14 protein-coding genes and 1 pseudogene are annotated in these 17,464 nt (G+C 68.1%); 7 read left to right on the forward strand and 8 right to left on the reverse strand.

Going from position 1 to position 17,464, the window contains the following annotated elements; all coding sequences use genetic code 11:
* Positions 1-39 precede the first annotated feature (39 nt).
* Positions 40-570 carry a hypothetical protein gene (locus tag HHL28_RS12110; RefSeq protein WP_075769735.1) on the reverse strand — a complete coding sequence of 177 codons (531 nt, stop codon included), beginning with the start codon at positions 568-570 and terminating at the stop codon, positions 40-42.
* A gap of 389 nt (positions 571-959) precedes the next feature.
* Between HHL28_RS12110 and HHL28_RS12115 the strand changes: the two genes are divergently transcribed.
* Genes HHL28_RS12115 through HHL28_RS12125 form a run of 3 tightly spaced genes read left to right on the forward strand, consistent with a single transcriptional unit; the run spans position 960 to position 4,502 of the window.
* Entirely contained in the window at positions 960-1,808 is an 849-nt protein-coding gene (locus HHL28_RS12115) for a glycosyltransferase (protein ID WP_169655189.1), read from the forward strand.
* Entirely contained in the window at positions 1,808-3,268 is a 1,461-nt protein-coding gene (locus HHL28_RS12120; protein ID WP_075769733.1) for an oligosaccharide flippase family protein, read from the forward strand. Before HHL28_RS12115 ends, HHL28_RS12120 begins: the two co-directional genes overlap by 1 nt.
* 4 nt (positions 3,269-3,272) lie before the next feature.
* On the forward strand, positions 3,273-4,502 hold the full coding sequence (locus tag HHL28_RS12125) for an oligosaccharide flippase family protein (protein ID WP_075769732.1): 1,230 nt from the start codon (positions 3,273-3,275) through the stop codon (positions 4,500-4,502).
* 88 nt (positions 4,503-4,590) lie between these two features.
* On the opposite strand, the gene HHL28_RS12130 is transcribed toward HHL28_RS12125, so the two are convergent.
* Complete coding sequence (locus HHL28_RS12130) at positions 4,591-5,664, reverse strand: glycosyltransferase family 2 protein (protein ID WP_075769731.1); 1,074 nt, start codon at positions 5,662-5,664, stop codon at positions 4,591-4,593.
* 55 nt (positions 5,665-5,719) lie between these two features.
* Positions 5,720-6,823 carry an acyltransferase family protein gene (locus tag HHL28_RS12135; protein WP_075769730.1) on the reverse strand — a complete coding sequence of 368 codons (1,104 nt, stop codon included), beginning with the start codon at positions 6,821-6,823 and terminating at the stop codon, positions 5,720-5,722.
* A gap of 198 nt (positions 6,824-7,021) precedes the next feature.
* Between HHL28_RS12135 and HHL28_RS12140 the strand changes: the two genes are divergently transcribed.
* A complete protein-coding gene (locus HHL28_RS12140; RefSeq protein WP_169655191.1) occupies positions 7,022-8,389 on the forward strand; it encodes an O-antigen ligase family protein in 1,368 nt (455 codons plus the stop codon).
* A gap of 102 nt (positions 8,390-8,491) precedes the next feature.
* Positions 8,492-8,947, forward strand: a complete 456-nt coding sequence (gene folB, locus HHL28_RS12145; RefSeq protein ID WP_404325658.1) for a dihydroneopterin aldolase — start codon at positions 8,492-8,494, stop codon at positions 8,945-8,947.
* Positions 8,948-9,014: 67 nt separating this feature from the next.
* Here folB and HHL28_RS12150 read toward each other — a convergent pair whose 3' ends face one another.
* The 5 genes from HHL28_RS12150 to HHL28_RS12170 form a co-directional block, all read right to left on the reverse strand.
* Positions 9,015-9,680 carry a DUF799 domain-containing protein gene (locus tag HHL28_RS12150; RefSeq protein WP_075769728.1) on the reverse strand — a complete coding sequence of 222 codons (666 nt, stop codon included), beginning with the start codon at positions 9,678-9,680 and terminating at the stop codon, positions 9,015-9,017.
* A gap of 7 nt (positions 9,681-9,687) precedes the next feature.
* The gene (locus tag HHL28_RS12155; RefSeq protein WP_083698886.1) at positions 9,688-10,101 is read right to left on the reverse strand and encodes a DUF4810 domain-containing protein; all 414 of its coding nucleotides are present in this window, start codon (positions 10,099-10,101) and stop codon (positions 9,688-9,690) included.
* Positions 10,102-10,122: 21 nt separating this feature from the next.
* Complete coding sequence (locus HHL28_RS12160; RefSeq protein WP_075769726.1) at positions 10,123-10,428, reverse strand: hypothetical protein; 306 nt, start codon at positions 10,426-10,428, stop codon at positions 10,123-10,125.
* Positions 10,429-10,436: 8 nt separating this feature from the next.
* Entirely contained in the window at positions 10,437-11,429 is a 993-nt protein-coding gene (locus HHL28_RS12165) for a CsgG/HfaB family protein (protein WP_075769725.1), read from the reverse strand.
* 219 nt (positions 11,430-11,648) lie between these two features.
* A complete protein-coding gene (locus HHL28_RS12170) occupies positions 11,649-12,887 on the reverse strand; it encodes a threonine ammonia-lyase (RefSeq protein ID WP_075769724.1) in 1,239 nt (412 codons plus the stop codon).
* Between the two features lie 633 nt (positions 12,888-13,520).
* Here HHL28_RS12170 and HHL28_RS12175 point away from each other — a divergent pair.
* Together HHL28_RS12175 and HHL28_RS12180 are read left to right on the forward strand one after the other, a co-directional pair.
* Positions 13,521-13,817 (forward strand): hypothetical protein, encoded by a 297-nt coding sequence (locus HHL28_RS12175; RefSeq protein ID WP_075769723.1) that lies wholly within the window; start codon positions 13,521-13,523, stop codon positions 13,815-13,817.
* Positions 13,818-14,398: 581 nt separating this feature from the next.
* Positions 14,399-17,301 (forward strand): annotated as a pseudogene (locus HHL28_RS12180) (type ISP restriction/modification enzyme).
* The last annotated feature ends 163 nt before the right edge of the window (positions 17,302-17,464 follow it).

Here is a 17,464-nt window from a genome sequence, read left to right on the forward strand (position 1 = left end):
ATGCCCGGGTGCCGCATCCGGCACCACGCGGCACCCCCGTCACCCCTCGAACGTCGTCAGCGGCGGCGGGGCGGTCTGGAGCAGCAGGTCCAGCCAGCGCAGGATCTCCTCCATGTCGGTGCGGACCTGGTCCAGCTCCATGGAGGTCTTGTCGTCCACGGCCGACTCCATGAGCATCATGTCGAAGTCGTTCAGGACGCTGCGGAACGCCTCCTGCTCCATCTGCAGGATCTCGAAGGCGCCCAGGGCCTGCACCAGCAGGTCCGGCGGGTCGCGGAAGAACTGCAGGCTGATCCTGGTGAAGGCGGCGATGGCCCGCAGCCGCATGCGCACCAGCCAAGGCTTCAGGTCCTGGGGGGCGCCCCTCCCCTTCCCCTCCGCCGCCTTGTCGCCGATGGTGAAGATCAGGGCCTGGAGTTCCAGGTATTGGGCACGGGCCTTCTTGTATTCCGGGAAGGTGCGCAGGGGTACGCCTACCTGCTTCTCGAAGGCGGCGATGCTGGCGGACAGGCTCCGCGCCAGGTGCCGCAGCACCGTGGCCCGCTGCGCCACATCCTGTTCATAGCGCATCTTGCCCGCCGTCCCGGTTACGTCCGTACCCCAAGATTACGCAACTTGCCTAGCCCCTGCCAGCCCGCAGCACGGCCCGGCCGCGACAAAGGGTCAACCCCCGCCTGCCCCGCCGCGGAAAGATCGGGGAACCCCTGAAGCACTGCCCCTGACGCCCCCGGGACAGGGGGTGCCGGCGCTTCTTAAGCTTCCCCGACCGGCCTACCCGATCGGGACCCTGCCCGACGGGGCCATGTCCCGCGTTTACCCGCGGTCGATCCGGGGTCGAAGGGAACCGCCAAGGGCATGCTCACCGTCTTCTTCTCTTCCCGCAACGGGGCCCGCACGCTGCCGCGGGTCCTGGATGCCTACACGCGGCTCGGCACGGTCCCGGGGGCTGGAAGCTGGTGGTGGTGGACAACGCCAGCACCGACGACACGCCGTCGATCCTGTCCAGCTTCGTCCCGCGCCTGCCCCTGACCCTGCTGCGGGAGACGGGTGCGGGCAAGAACCGCGCCCTGAACCGCGCCCTTCCCCACGGCGAGGGGGACCTGTACGTCTTCACCGACGACGACGCGGTGCCCGAGCCGGACTGGCTGCGCCGCCTGCGCCAGGCGGCGGACGCGCACCCGGACCATGCCGTCTTCGGCGGCAGCATCCGCCCCTTCTGGCCGCAGGACCCGCCGGCCTGGATGGCCGGGTTCAAGGTGCCGCTGAACGTGCTGTACAGCATCACGGCGGAGAAGGAAGGCCCGGTGTCGGCCAACCTGGTCTGGGGCCCCAACATGGCCATCCGGGCAGAGGCCTTCGCCGCGGGCCACCGCTTCGACGACCAGGTCGGCCCCGACGGCAGCCCCGGCTATGCCATGGGCAGCGAGACCGAGTTCAACATGCGGCTGGAGCGGGCGGGCTACAAGGCGTGGTTCGCCGAGTCCGCCATCGTCCACCACATGATCCGCCCGGAACAGATGAGCGTGGAGTGGATGCTGGGCCGGGCCTATCGCCACGGCCGCGGCATCCGCCGCTTCGACCCGAGCCGCGTGCCCACCGACGGGCCGTTGCTGGACGGGGTGCCGTTGCCCGTGGTGGCGCGGCAGGCCTTCTATCGCACCGCCGCCGCCCTGGCCCGTCCCCTGCCGCCCTCGCGCAAGCGGTTCTGGCTGCTGTGGCGGGAGCAATGGTACCGGGGGCTGGCCGACAGCTTCCGTGACAAGGCAGGCCCCGCGGCCCCTGTCCGCCAGCCGGGGGCGCTGGCCTGATGATCCGCCGCAGCTTCTTCTTCTCCTTCGCGCAGAAATACAGCCAGCTCGCCTTCCGCACCATCTCGCTGGTGGTGCTGGCGCGGCTGCTGACGCCGGAGGATTTCGGCGTCTTCGCCACCGGCCAGGCCATCATCCACTTCATCACGGTCCTGGCCGAGTTCGGCATGACCCGTTACCTGATCCAGGAAAAGGACCTGACGCCGGAGCGCGAAGGCACCGTCCTGGGCATCTCCCTGATCGCCACCCTGCTGACCTGCATCGGCGTCTACCTGGCCGTGGGCTTCTACCGGGGCGACTTCTGGGACGACCAGATGGCCATGGTGGTGGGCATCCTGGGCCTGAACCTGGTGCTGCAACCCGTCAGCCTGCCGGCCATGGCCATGCTGCAGCGGGAGATGCGGTTCGACACCCTGTTCTATGTCGGCCTGTTCAAGGCGGCGGCCAATGTGGGCGTCGCCATCCTGCTGGCCTGGATGGGGTACGGGTTCCTGGCCCTGGCCTGGGGCCTCGCGGCGGAGCAGTTCGTCGCCACCCTGTTCGCCGTGGGCGTGCTGCGCCGCTACCCCCTGCGCCGCCCGACCCTGAAGGCATGGCGGGAGGTGTTCAACTTCGGCAAGCTGATCACCGGCATCGGGCTGCTGCATGAGTTCGGCCTGATGAGCACCATGGTGGTGGGTGGCAAGTTCCTGGGTGATGCGGCCGTGGGCCTGCTGTCCCGCGGCCAGGCCATCACCAGCATGTTTGACCGCATCATCCTCCAGGCCGTCTCCCCCGTCATCCTGCCGGCCCTCAGCAAGGCGGCGCGGGAGGGCCGGGACCTGAAGCCCCTCTACATGACCAAGCTGGCCTTCCTCAGCGTGGCGGCCTGGCCCTTCTTCCTGTTCGTGGCCCTGTTCGCCGAGCCGCTGGTGCATGTGGTCCTGGGCGACAAGTGGGCGGAGGCGGTGCCCGTGGTCCGTATCCTGGCGGCCAGCGGCGTGTTCCTGCCCTTCATCCACCTGAGCATCCAGTTCATCATCATCTGCGGCACGCTGGACGTGTTCATGCGCCGCTTGGCCGTCGCGGAGGGGCTGCGGCTCTGCCTGACCATCGGGCTCGCGCAGATTTCCCTGACCTGGCTGGCGGCGGGGCTGATCGTGGACGCGGCGGTGAAGGCCTACGTCATGCAGAAACCCATCAAGATGAAGCTGGGCTACCGTCGGGCGGAAGTCTGGGGCGCCATGTGGCCCAGCCTGGTGGTGACGGCCCTGTGCGGTGTGGCCATGCTGCCGGTGGCCTATGGGTTGGCGCAGCATGGCGACTGGGTCCGCCTGGTCGCCGGCGCCGGTGCCTGCGGCGCGGCCTGGGTCGGCGCCGCCCTGCTGGTGCACCCGCAGGTGAAGGGGGAGCTGGTCCACCTGGTCGGCGCCGTCCGCCGCCGCCTGTCCCGCCGCGACGTCCCCGCCGCCCTGGGCTGAACACATGGCACGGCGCCCGGACGCCAGGGCCTGGGCCTACCTGGACAAATGGGGGCAGCAGGCCGGGCAGCTCGTCGGCGCGCTGGCTATCGCCCGGCTGGCGGGGCCGGAGGCGTTCGGCACCGCCACCCTCGCCCTGCTGTACCTGCTGTTGGTGCAGGGCCTGCTGCTGGACGGGGTCAGCGACGCGGTGGTGCGGCAGCGGCACCTGTCCCGCCGCACCCTGTCCACCGGATTCTGGGCCACCGCCGGCATCGGCCTGGCCGGCACCGGCCTGACCGCCCTGGTGGCCCCGGCTCTGGCCGGGGCGGCGGGTCTGCCGGCCCTCCTCCCCTTGCTCCTCCTCGCGGGCCTGTCCCTGCCCGCGACCGGTCCCGGCGCCGTGCTGGACGGCCTGGCGCGCCGCCAGCGCCGGTTCCGCCGCCTGGCCCTGCGGAGCCTGTTGGTGACGCTGCCCGCCTGGGGGGTAGCCCTCTGGCTGGCCTGGAGGGGAGAGGGGGCGCTGGCCCTGGTGGCGGCCCAGGTGCTGCTGCGCTGGCTGGACCTGGCGGCGTTGGCCCTGCTGTTCCGCCTGCCCGGGCCCCGGCTGGACCGGGGGGAGGTCGCGGTCCTGGCCCGCGCCGCCGCGGACGGGGCGGGGATGAAGCTGACCGGCTTCCTGCATCTCCAGGCCGAACGGCTGCTGGTCGGCGCCGTTGCCGGGCCGGCGGCGCTGGGCCTCTACGGTCTGGGCCGGCGGCTGGTGGACAACGCCGTCTTCGCCCTGGGTGGGGTGGCGAGCGGGCTGGTGTTCCGCGACCTGGCCCACGCCCGGCCCGGTGGGGCAACCGCCCTGCTGGCCCGCGACCTGCGCCGCCTGCTGCTGGCCGCGACACCCCTGTTCCTTGGCTTGGCCCTGCTGTCCGAACCGCTGGTGCGGCTGGCATTGGGGCCCGACTGGCTGGCCCTGGCGGGGTTCCTGCCCGTGTTGGCGCTGGCAGGCCTGGTGACCAGCGTGGCCTGGCTGCTGATCGCCGCCCTGCGTGCCCTGGGTGGCGGCGGTGTGGCGGTCCGTGCCAACGCCGCCCTGACCCTGCTGAAGCTGGCCGCCGTGGCCGCCGCCCTGCCCTTCGGCTTGGCCTGGGTGGCGACGGCCAGCCTCGGCGTCGCCCTGGTGGGGCTGGTGGTGTGGGGGGTTATGGTGGGGAAAAGGTTGGCCATCGTAGGGCGGATCAGCGGGCGCCAGCCCGCCTAATCCGACGCCTGGCGGGTCGGCTTGGGGCCCTCGGATTGCCGGCCTAGCCCCGATCCGACCCACCAAAACGCACTTTCGAATTCGAAACTCACGCCCCCTGCCCCGCCGGCCGCAAGGGTCCATCCGGCTGGCGGGCGGCGAGCACCGCCACCCGGGCGCGGCGGCGCATCTCCAGCCCCGGCAGGGCGGGCGGGCCAGCCTTGTCCAGGGTGGGGCCGGCCTCCAGGAAGGGCAGCGGCGGCACCGTGCCCGCCATCTCCTTGCCGGACACGCGGACGAGCTGGGCGACGATGCCCTTGGGCCGCAGGGTGAGGGGCAGCAGCGGGTCCATGCTGATGGCTTTCAGCAATCGGCGGATGCCCTTGCCATGGCGGCCCACCTTCAGGTCGCGCTTGGCGGCGTACAGTTCGAACTTGGCCTTGGTCAGGCGGAACAGCCAGGCGGGCAGTTCCGGGTGCTCCCCGTGCAACCGGTCCAACAGGTCGCGGTGGAACTGCTCCGTCTCATGCGTACGATGGGACATGCTGGTGGGCAGGATGCGGTAGCCCACCAGGAAGCGCGGCACCACGGTGAAGCGCCAACGCTCCGCCAGCCGCAGGGCCATCATCCCCTCATCATAATGGGGCAGGCTGGTGTCGTAGCCGCCCACCGCCAGCATGGCCGACCGCCGCATCAGCATGGTGCTGCCGTTGCCGATGAAGCCGTACATGACCAGGGGCGGGAACGGGTTGTCGGCGAAGGTGAAGGCATGGATGATCCCGTTGGGGATCACCCGGCTTTCCTTGTCGATGGCCCAGGACCAGCAATAGCAGAGGGCCGCGGACGGCCCCGCCTCCTCCAGCGACCTGACCTGCAGCTCGATCTTGTCCCGCTGCCAGAGGTCGTCCCCGTCCAGGGAAGCCACGTACTCCCCCCGCGCGGCGTTCAGGGCGGTGTTGCGGGCGATGGGGCAGCCGCCGTTGGGCTGCTGGATCAGCCGCACCCGCGGGTCCCGGGCCGCCAGCTCGCGCACGATGTCCGGCGTGGCGTCGCGGCTGCCATCGTCCACGACGATGATTTCCAGGTTCCCATAGGTCTGGGCGAGGGCTGATTCCAGCGTCTCCCGCAGGGTGGGAGCGGCGTTGTAGGCGGGGACGATGACGGAGACGAGGGGGGACGACATCCCGGCGGACCCTATGACGATGGGATGCCCCCGGCTGGTCACCGGGGGCTTGGCATCACGACAACGCTGTGGGGCCCGGGGCGGCCATGCGCTGGGCGGCGAGCCGCTTTCCCAGACGGATGCCCGGCATCTCCACCGTCCGGAACAGCAGGTCGGAGAGGGGGACGCAGGCGAGGGCAGCCAGATAGAGCACCGGCAGGGCTTTCGGGCCCACCAGGCCGAGATACTTGGCCGACAGGAACGCCACCAGCTCCAGCACGAGGTAGTGGCAGAGATAGAGGGAGTAGCTGATCCGGCCCAGATACTGCGCCAGCCCGTTGCGCATCGCCCCCTGCCACAGGGTCGTCACCGGCCCCCAGGCCCTGGCCGTGTCGGGGAGCAGCATCAGCATGGCGACCAGCCAGCAGGCGATGGGCAGGTCGCGCAGGGCGATGGCGCCACCCGCGGCCACGACGATGGCCCAGCGCACCGCCGCATCCCCTGGCAGCCGCCCCCGCTCAACCGCCGAAAGCCAGCGGTCGCTGAGCATGCCCAGCAGGAACAGGTGCAGGCAGAGCAGCACGAAGCTGGGCTTCGACCATTCCAGCGGCAGGGCACCCGTGAGCAGCGCCAGCCCGGCCCCGCCCAGCAGCACGCCCCAGCGCCAGCGCTTCAGGGACAGGCCCAGGGCGATGAAGGGGGCCATCAGGTAGAACTGCCACTCCAGCGACACGCTCCAGCCCGGCTTCAGGAAGGCCGTGGAGCTGCTGGGCAGCCAAGTGTCCGGCACCGCGCCATGCAGCATCAGCACATGCAGCCAGGCATGGTCGGGCAGGTTCTCCTTCACCCCGTCGAACATGGGCAGGTTGGAGTACACCGCCAGGCCCGCCGCGAAGCACAGCAGGAACACCGGATACAGCCGCATGAAGCGGCGCAGGATAAAGACGTCATAGGGCTCTGGCGCCACGCGGAGCTGCCGCCCGATGACATAGCCGCTGAGGATGACGAAGACCGCCACCGCCAGCTCGCCATTGCCCAACAGGCCGAACAGGGCGTTGCCGGGGAAACTCTCGCGCAGGAGGGCGAACTGGACCACATGGGCGTTCACCACCCACAGGGCCAGCCAGCCGCGCAGACCGTCCAGGTCGGTCACGCGCTGCTGCGTAGTCTGCAAGGACATGGGGCTCCCGGTGTATTCGTTTTGATTGGGTCGCAAGTTGCAGAACACGAATGTAGCCGGGTAGGGGCGAATAGGGGCAATGGCTCAGCCGATGTGCAAGGGTCAGAGTAGCCCGAATGTTTTGTTGGCTGTGGGATCGGCGCCCGTGTTTCTTCACCTTCCGTGCTGGGTATGTTGGCCAAGGGCGACGATATCGATATGAGTAGCCAGGAACTGTTCAACCGTGCCCCCCCGGGGCAGACCGCCAAGATCCTCGGCCTGGCCGGCGCCACCCTGGCGGTGGGGCTGCTGCTGGTGCTGGCGGCCGCCATGCCCATGTACATCCTGCTGCTGTACGGGCTGGTGACCCTGGGCCTGCTGGGCCTTGCCGGGCTGGTCCGGCCGGACCTGTTCCTGCTGCTGCTGACCGCCGTGATGGCGATCCGGCCGGAAGAGTACCTGGACGCCATCGGCGGGGTGGAGGGCTCCAGCTGGTACAAGCTGGCCTATGTGGGCATCCTGGTCGCCTATGCCCTGCGGTTCGGCACCCAGCGCACCGTGAACTGGCCCGTCTGGGCCCTGGTGGCCATCGCCTTCTACAGCTTCGTCAACCCGAACCCCTATCCCACCCTGACCAAGTTCCAGATCGTCAAGTCGCTGTTCGGCCTGGCGGCCGGCTTCGCCGTCTTCTCCCTCTATTACCGCACCCATGACCTGCACCGGCTGATCTGGGCCATCGCCCTGATCCCCCTGATCAGCATTGTCGGCGGATTGGTGGAGCAGTTGGCCGGGCTGGGGCGGATGCTGGAATTCGACCCCATCAGCAACGTGCAGCGCCTGCAGGCCGGCTCCATCCCTGCCTATCTGGCGTCGCTCTGCCTGACCGGCTTCATCGCCGCGGTGAACGAGGCGATCCTGGACAAGCGCCGGGTCTTCTGGGTGCTGGCCGCTCTGAACCTGGCGGTGATGCTGGCCACCCTGGGCCGCATGCCGTTGGCCCTGGCCATGATGTACTCCCTCTCCATGCTGCTGTTCCTGCCCTTCAGCGCCCTGGGCGTGGGGCGGCGGCTGGTGCTGGTGATCGGCGGCAGCCTGTGCGTCGGCCTGTTCGCCATCATCTTCGCCGACGCGCTGATCACCCGCTTCCTGGGCGGCGGCGCGCCGGGCAACGAGGGCGAGGCGCTGAACTTCATGGGCCGGCTGGTCTATTGGGAGCTGGGCGCCGAGGTGCTGGAGCCCTCCCCCATCATCGGCCGCGGCCTGGGCACCGGCATCATCTTCATGCTGGATGCCAAGATCCCCGGCAACATCCGCGCCCCGCACAACGAGTACCTGCGGCTGCTGGTGGATGGCGGCTTCATCGGCCTGACCCTGTTCCTGGCCGGCTTCGTGGCGCTGCTGCGCGGCCAGACCCGCGGCAAGCCCAAGCCCATCCGGGTGATGGCCTGGACCGGCGCCCTGGTACTGGCGGTGTTCAGCCTGACGGACAACGCCATCTCCGCCCCCACCGCGTTGACCTTCCTGCTGTACCTGGCCCTGCTGCTGCAACGGGGTGAGGGGCCGAGCCTGCCGCGGGCCCCCAGATAGGGCTGCCAGCGCCCCGGGGGCCGCAAACGCATCCCAGGGCGCCGAAATGTCCGGGGGACCGTACCTTGTCCAGGGCCGGGCCCGATGGTAAATGCCCGCTCCATGAAGAACCTGTTCGCTGCCGTCACCGCCCCCTCGGCCCCGGCCATCCCCCTGCACCGGGCGGAGCGGCCGGCCAAGCCCGTGCCTGTCCCGGCCCCAGCGCCGACGGGGCGCATCTTCGTGCGCGACCTGCTGCTGTCCGCCCGGGTCGGCATCTATGACCGGGAAAAGCAGGCCGACCAGCGCTTGCGGGTGAACCTGGACATGGCCGTCACCCTGCCCGGCCCCGGCGCGCGGGACGAGATCGGCGAGGTCGTGTCCTATGAGGACGCCCTGAACCTGGTCACCGCCATAGTCGGCGAGGGCCACGTCAACCTGCTGGAAACCCTGGCCGAACGCATCGCGGCCGCCCTGTTGGAAGACGCCCGGGTCCTGTCCGTGACCCTACGCCTGGAAAAGCTGGACGCGTTCGAGGCATGCGCCAGCGTGGGCGTGGAGATCGTGCGGGGGCGGTGATCGCGCCGTTGCCGGAAAACGGAAAGGGCGGCCCCAGGGCCGCCCTTGGCGTGCCGACCCTGAAGGGTCAGTAATCTTTGGTGTGTTCCGGGTCGTACGGGCCCTTCGGGATGTACTTGCCGGGGCCGTACAGGGCGATGCCGTTGGCTTGGTAGGCAAGCGGGAGATAGCTGGGGCTGGCGCGTTCCATGGCCGCCACGACCGCCTGGGCAAGCAACTGGCCCAGCAACCCGCCACCGGAACTCTGCGCCTGCGGGCTGTAGGTGGTCTGGACCTTCTCCTCCCACAGCGTTTCCCCGGTTTTGCCGGATTTTAGCGTGTAGGTGATGGCCACGGTCGTGGTCGTGGCCAGGATGGCGTACGCCGACTCCCAACGCTCGATATTGGCGTAGAGAACGGCATCCGCCCCGAACAGGGCGGCCAGGCGCTTCACGTCGGCGCCATGCACCATGTCGGCGTCGCCTAGGCCCTCATCTTCCATGGTGCGCTTCACCATGTGGACGGGGAAGACATAGTAGCCGCGCTCGGCCAGGGGCACCGGGAGCGTGGTCAAGAAGTTGTCCGGCGCGTCCACCTGGGTGCTCTTGTTGGTGACAGGCACGACCAGGATGGAGCGGGGATGGCTGGCCTTGAAGGCCGTGTAGTCCTTCTTCTGCACCTCCGGCGGGGTGGCGCAGGCGGACAGGCCCAGCAGGGCGATGGCGGCCAGGGCCGCGCGGGCGAACAGACGCATGGGGGCCTCAGCTCACGGGGGTGGAGGGGGAGTCGGCGGGGGCGCTGGCCGGCACAAGGCCCGGCTTGGGCGGCAGCTTGCCTTCCCTGGCGCCAGCGATGGCCCGGTCCATCAGGGTCCCGGATTCGGGCCAGGCCGCCTTTTCCCGCTCGAACAGGGCGATGGCCCCCTGCTGGTCGCCATCGGCCAGCTTCAGGTAGCCCAGCTCGGCGAAGATCCCGGGCGGCACCTTGGAGGTCGGCCCGTCCTTCTCGACGATCTTCACCAGGGTGGCCATGTAGTCGGCCCGTTCGGTGGCGTCCTTGTGGTAGTCGTACAGAGCCTGGGAGTATCCGCCCCAGTTGTACTTGGTCCCGGGCCCCTGCGCGCAGGCAGAAAGGGCCAACGCCGCCGCGATGGGCAGCAACACTCGAGCACGCATGTCAGTCCTCGCGGCCTGGGTTCAGTTGGGAAGTGTGATGGTCTTGGTCATGTCGTCGCCCAGGTAGACCGACTGGGAGAAGACCAACCGACCGCCGTCCTGGACCTCGACCTTGTGGGTGCCGCGGTCGAGTTGCAGGGTGCGGTTCTTGCCATCGAAGCTGGACACCGGCCCCATGGACACGCCGTTCACCAGCAGCACCGCGGTGGGGCTGGCGTTGGCGAAGGCGAGTTGCGGGCGGGTATCCACGGTGCGGACCGTGGTGGTGGGATAGGTGCAGGCCGCGAGCGCGAGCAGGGCCAGCAGGGAGAGCGTGCGGGTCTTCATGGCGGGTCTCACTTCACCTCGGCGACGAACAGCCCGGCCGTGTTGGCCGGGACGGTGCCGGAGACGACCCGGGCCACGGAGCCCTCGTTCGTCTCGCTGTCGCCGAACAGGCTGTCCACCACCAGTTCGGCCACCTGGGTGGGCGGCAGTTCGATGTCGAAGCCGCTCTGGCCGCTGCGCACTTTCTCCCCCGCCTTCATGACGGCCAGCCGGTCGCCGGGCTTCAGCCCCTGGCGGGCGCCGCCGCTGATGAAGACACGGCCGGGTTCCGCCTTCAGGATGTCGCTGCGCCAGGGCCGCTCCTCGATCTTGGTGATCAGGCTGTTCAGCACGTCGGAAATGGCGGCCCCGATGGCACGGTCGTTCAGGGTCTGGTCATACTCGGCCTGGCTGCCGAAGCCCATCACCGTGCCCTTCTCTAGCGCCGCCTCGCCGGTGCCGGCAGCGGAGAAGAAGACGAGGCCGGTGCGCACGTCCACCAGCCGGATCTCCACCTTGGCGCGGGCGATCTGGCGCTTGGTGTTGCTGAGGAAGCCGGACTGCCCTTCCGTGGAGCGGCCGAACTCCGTCAAGGAGCCGACGATCAGCGTGTCCGTGCCGACGATGTTGGCGGGGCCGCCGGCCAGCGCCTGCTCGGCCTTGATGGCGGCAAGGTCCGGGCGTTCCAGCACCAGGAAGCGGCCCGACTCCACCAGCCGGGCGCTGAGCATGTCGCCGGTCTGGCGCCCCAGGGGATCGATCTGGTCCGCGGTCAGCAGCGCCTTGCCGTAGCGGGTCTCATTGGTGAAGCGACCGATGGCGATCTTACGCTTCAGGGCCTTGACGGCCGGCGGCGCGGCCTGGAGGGCGGCTTGGGCCTTCGCCACCTCCGCCGGCGCCTGGACAGCGGCAGGCGGCTTGGCGGGCGGGGTGGCGCAGGCGCCGAGCAGGAGCAGGGCGGCGAGGGACAGGGCGGTGGACCGCGTGGTCAGTACCGGCGCGGGCCTTGCTGGAAAGGACATGGTTCCCCTGGGCTTACGGATGTCCGGTCATCGGGCGGGATGGCGGGGCCGTCCGAACCGGCTTCCCACACACCCCATGACCAGAACCTAGCCCAGGACCCCCGCCTCCCTCAAGTTCGCATGCGATTAAGAGACATGCCACCTCTATGCGAAATTATGCGCGAGTCCAATGATGGTTGCGCCACCGGAACCATGCACGACCTGCAAGGGCTCAAACCCCTATTCCACCCCACCGGCCAGCACCTTGACCCCGAAGCCCCCTTTGTCGCGCAGGGTGGCGATGACCTTCTCCGCGTGCTTCTTGGACCGGCACTCGATGGTCAGGTCGATGTCGGTGGCCTTGACCGTGGCGGTGGTGAACAGGCGCTGGTGGGCGGCCTCGATGATGTTGCCGCCGGCCTCGCCGATCAGGCTGGTGATCTTGCCCAGGGCGCCCGGCCGGTCGGGGATGCCGACGCGGATGGCGATCAGGCGGCTTTCGCGCACCAGCTGGCGCATGATCACCTGGGCCAGGACGCGGCTGTCGATGTTGCCGCCGCAGAGCACGAGCCCGACCTTCTTGCCCCGGAACCGCTCGGGGTGGCAGAGCACGGCCGCCAGGCCCGCGGCGCCCGCCCCCTCCGCCACCGTCTTCTCGATGTTCAGGAACAGGGCGACGGCGCGCTCCACCTCCTCGTCCGGGACCAGCAGGACCTCATCCACCAGCCGGCGGCAGATCTCGAGGGGGAGTTTGCCGACGTTCTTGACGGCGATGCCCTCCGCGATGGTGTCGCCGCCCACCTGGATGGTCTCGCCCGCCAAGGCTTGGACCATGGCGGGATAGGCCGCCACCTCCACCCCCACCACCTCGATCCCCGGCTTCAGGGCCTTGGCGGCGGTGGCGATGCCGCCGATCAGGCCGCCGCCGCCCACCGGGACCACCAGCACGTCCAAGTCCGGGGCCGCGTCCAGCATCTCCAGCGCGATGGTGCCCTGGCCGGCCACCACGTCCGCGTCGTCATAGGGGTGGACGAAGACCAGCCCTTCCTCCCGACTCAGCCGCTCCGCCTCGGCTTGCGCTTCCACCAGCGTGGCGCCGTGGAGCACGACCCGGGCGCCGTGGCCCTCCGTCAGCTCCACCTTGATGAAGGGGGTGCCCTCCGGCATGACGATGGTGGCCGGGATGCCCAGCCGGCCCGCATGGTAGGCCACGCCCTGGGCATGGTTGCCCGCCGACATGGCCACCACGCCCCGCGCCCGCTCCTCCGCCGACAGCTTGCGGATCTTGTTGAGGGCCCCGCGCTCCTTGAAGCTGGCGGTGAACTGCAAATTCTCGAACTTCACCCAGATCTGCGCGCCGGTGATCTGGGACAGGGTACGCGACGGGATGCAGGGCGTGGCCGCCAGATGGTCGCGGAGGGCGTCCGCCGCCTCCTGCACGTCGGCCAGGGTGACGGGGCGCTGGGCGGTGATGGTCATGCTGGTTCCCCAAGCCAAAGGTTCTGCGGATTCTCGCCCGCTTTTGCTGCCACGGAAGGGGGCCGATTGCCATCGAAATGGGCAGGGGCCGGGAGCGACCCCGGCATGACCGGGGGCAAGGCGGGGGGCCGCGCCGCCGTGGCGCCGGCGCGGTGGGTGACGGGAGGAGACGTTAAGGTGACTAAAGTGACCGTAAGGTGACGCTTAAGGTGACGCGTGTCACATTCCAAGTACCTGAAACGCCTAAGGAAAATGCCTTAAGGAGACAAAGGTGACGGGGTTGGCTTCGTGTCTCGTTAAGGGGTCCGCCGTCGCGCATGTCGGTGCCCGCCCGCCGTCGGGGGTGGTGCCGCTTCACCATTGCCAAGACCCGGCCGCCCCGCAGGACAGCATCGGGTAGCATGGCATGGGATAGGAATTTTGTCCATCCCGTGGTGGTCGCGGCGGTACCGGAAACCGGGGTGCGAGCCGCGCCGGGGTTTGGGAACGCAGAGGACACAGAGGCCGGCCGTTGGCCGGCACGCAGAGGACAAGGAGGGTGTGGCGGCAGGGGAGAGGCTGCGACCCGGCACGTGGGGTCAACGATGCGCCTTACGTATCCAGACGACCAGACCCCACCGTCCATAGAGCCCCATGCGCGAACCCTCCCCCCTCGTCCGCCTGCTGCTGTCGCAACTCCGGGAGATGGAGCAGGCCCTGCGCCCCGCGGACCCGGCGACCGCCCTGGAGGACCGCGCCACCGCCCGCCTGCTGGACCGCCGCGAGACCCTGACCCGTCGCCTGTCCGAGGAACCCAACCTCTCCCCCGCCGACTTGCCCGCCAAACTGACCCTGCTGTGCGCCCGCCTGTGCACCGACCTGAACGTGGGGGACGCCAAGGCGGTGAGGACCTACATGCTGGCGGAGAGTGTCAGGGATGGGGTGGGGTGAAGTTTGGGAAGGGTTGCGGGTGACGAAAAGCAATTATCCCTCCCACCCTGATTCCCGTTGGGATAGAATGACTATCGCGAGAAGAGTCATCATCCGTTGATCAAGCGGGGTCCATCTTGGTGAAGATGTCTGTGGCTGACGCGGTCTCAAAATTCGGGGCTTCGGTCAAAGACAAGCTGAAAAGCCCGGCCATCTCAGGCAACCCGGAGGACCAGCTTCGCGCGCCGCTTGAACAGTTGGTCCAGGACATGGCCGCCGTCATCGGACTGCCGGCCGGTGCCATCGTGACGGTGGGGGAGACTTCCCTGGCGGACCTTCAGACCCGCCCGGACTATGCGGTCACACGACAGAAGGCCCTGATCGGCTTCATTGAGGTCAAGGCCCCCGGCAAGGGGCCCGATCCCCGGCGCTTCACGGACAAGCATGACAAGGGGCAATGGGAGAAGCTGAAGTCTCTGCCCAACCTGCTCTACACCGACGGCACCGGGTTCAGCCTTTGGCGCAATGGTGAGCTGACCGGTGAGGTGATCCGTCTCGACGGCGACGTTGAGACAGCCGGTGCCGCGTTGAAGGCGCCGGAAATGCTGCGGGCGGTGTTCCAGGACTTCTTCCATTGGGAACCTGTCCCGCCGCGGAATGCCAAGCAACTTGCTGACATCACCGCCCGCCTTTGCCGGCTGTTGCGGGATGAGGTGACGGAGGAACTGGACAAGGGCAGCCCCGCCCTGACCAACCTTGCCCAGGACTGGCGCAAGCTGCTGTTTCCCAACGCCACGAATTCCCAGTTCGCTGACGGCTACGCCCAGGCCGTAACCTTCGGCCTGCTGATCGCGCGGGCTCGGGATGTCAAGCTGGCGAATGGCCTTTCAGTTGTAGCGGGACAGCTCCGGAAGACGAACTCGCTGATCGGTGAAGCCCTGCGCCTGTTGACCGACCAAGCCGAGAATGACGAGACGCTCACCACATCCCTTCGGACCCTGGTCCGTGTCTTGGACGCGGTTTCCTGGTCGGCCATCGCCAAGGGCGACAAGGATGCCTGGCTTTACTTCTATGAAGAGTTCCTGAGCGTCTATGACAGCGACCTGCGAAAGCAGACGGGTTCCTATTACACCCCGCCTGAAATCGTGACGGCCATGGTCCGCTTCGTGGATGAGGTGCTGCGGGACTATACCCGGTTCGGGGTCGCGGGCGGCATCGCATCGCCGGAGGTGACGTTGGCCGACCCGGCGGTCGGGACGGGAACCTTCCTGCTGGGCGTGTTGCGGCGCATCGCCCAAGTAGCGCGGGAGGACATGGGCGAGGGCGCCGTCCCAGGCGTCATCCGGGATGCCTTGAAACGGCTCATTGGCTTCGAACTTCAGTTCGGCCCCTTTGCGGTGGCCCAGCTCCGGCTGCTGGCGGAGGTGGTGCAGCTGATCGACCCGGACAACAAGGGAATCAAGGAAGCCATCGACCTGCGGCTCCATGTGGTGGACACGCTGGCCAGCCCGTATGAGGAAGAGGAATGGATGCCTTCCTTCCTCGGCTCGCTGGCGCAGTCACGGCGAAAGGCCAACGAAATCAAGCGGGCGGAGCCGATCATGGTGGTGATCGGCAACCCACCCTACAAGGAAAAAGCCAAGGGGCTGGGCGGCTGGGTCGAGGAGGAGAGTGACAACACGAAGGCACCCGCACCGCTAAAAGCCTGGATTCCGCCGCCGGCGTGGAAAGTGTCGGCGCATGTGAAGCACCTGCGGAACCTGTATGTCTATTTCTGGCGGTGGGCGACGTGGAAGGTCTTTGGCGCCTCCCCTGCCGGCGCGGCCCTGCCGGGACACAAGGGTGTCGTCTGTTATATCACCGTGGCCGGGTTCCTGAACGGCCCGGGTTTCGAGAAGATGCGCGCCGACCTGCGGCGGGACGCGGACGATATCTGGGTGATCGACTGTTCACCGGAGGGGCACCAGCCCGAGGTCGCCACCCGGGTTTTCCAGGGCGTGCAACAGCCGGTCTGCATCGTGCTCGCCTCTCGCCATGGGAAGACCGATCCCACTGTCCCGGCCAAGGTGCGGTTCAGGGCCCTGCCGGAGGGGAAGCGCGAACTGAAGTTTGCCGCCATCGCCAGTATCTCGTTGCAAGGCGGTGGATGGCAGGACTGCCCGGATGAATGGCGCGCCCCGTTCCTGCCCAAGGCGACAGGGGAATGGGGGACCTTCCCCAGGCTGGAGGACCTGTTCATCTACAACGGTTCCGGCGTGATGCCTGGGCGAACCTGGGTCATCGCACCGGACCGCGAATCCCTGGAGCGGCGGTGGAAGTGCCTCATTGGCGAGAGAGACCCGGCGCAGAAGGAGGCGCTGTTCCATCCGCATATTCGCAACAATCAATTGGGAGACAAACATACACAAAAACTGCTCCGTGAAGGACTTCCTGGACATGAGTATAGGAATGTAAAGGTCGCGAATGACGAACTTCCAGTTATCACCCCAACACGGTATGGATTCCGCACTTTTGATCGTCAGTGGATTATCCCGGATAACAGGCTTTTGAATCAGCCAAATCCGACTCTGTGGGGATCACATTCCAAAGAACAAGTTTACCTTACATCGCTAGTTCAGCACTCGCCAACTGGTGGACCTGCAATCAGCTTCACCAGCTTGGTACCTGATTTGCACCATTATAAAGGTTCGTTCGGGGCAGGGCATTTCCCTTGTGGTCAGATAAGCAAGCTGTGACCCCCAACGTTCCAAACCAGCTTTTGGTTGACCTCAAAAATCGGTTCGGATACGCGGTGTCAGCAGCGGACATCATGGCGTATGTAGCCGCTATCGCTGCCCATCCGGACTACGTACGGCGGTTCGATGGCGACCTTGTCCAGCCCGGCCTTCGCATCCCGATCACGGCCAGTGCCGATCTTTTCGAAGAGGCCGTAGCCCTGGGCAGGCAGGTGATCTGGCTCCACACCTTCGGGGAAAGGTTTGTCGACGCCGCAGCGGGTCGCCCCCCTGGCCCTCCCCGGATGTCGTCGGAGATTGGCCCGACGATCCCGAAAGGCGGCACGATCCCCGACACGCCCGAGGACATGCCGGATCAGATTGACCATGATGCCGCCACCAACCGCCTTCATGTCGGGCGTGGATATGTGGAGCGCGTGCCCCGGGCCGTCTGGTTGTATGAGGTTTCGGGCAAGCAGGTCTTGACCCAATGGTTCAGCTATCGCCGCAAGAACCGGGAGCGGCCGATCATCGGTGAGCGGCGCAAGCCGTCGGCCCTGGGCGACATCCAGCCGGACCGGTGGTTGCCGGAGTACACGGCGGAGCTGCTGAACGTCCTGCATGTGCTTGGACGGTTGGTCGAGCTGGAACCGGCGCAGAAGGACCTGCTGGACAGGATTTGTGCCGGCCCCCTGCTGACGGAGGAGACGTTGCGCGCCGCCGGCGCCCTGAAGGAGAAGGACGCCGCGAAGGTGACCATCGCCGACCCTCGCCAAGCTTCCCTTCTTTAGGTTGCGCCTGGAAGGTGGAAAGCGGGAGGGGGTGGGGGTCTCTACGCCCACCTCCCCCCGCCTTCGTGGGGGCAGGCTCTCACCCTCCCACGGCCTTGCGGCCGTGGGTCCCTCCTCTCCCCAAGGAGAGGGAACAAGGGCCCGCTGCCGCGCCATTGGCATG

The organism is Aerophototrophica crusticola, from assembly GCF_012913305.1.
Taxonomy (GTDB): Bacteria; Pseudomonadota; Alphaproteobacteria; order Azospirillales; family Azospirillaceae; genus Niveispirillum; species Niveispirillum crusticola.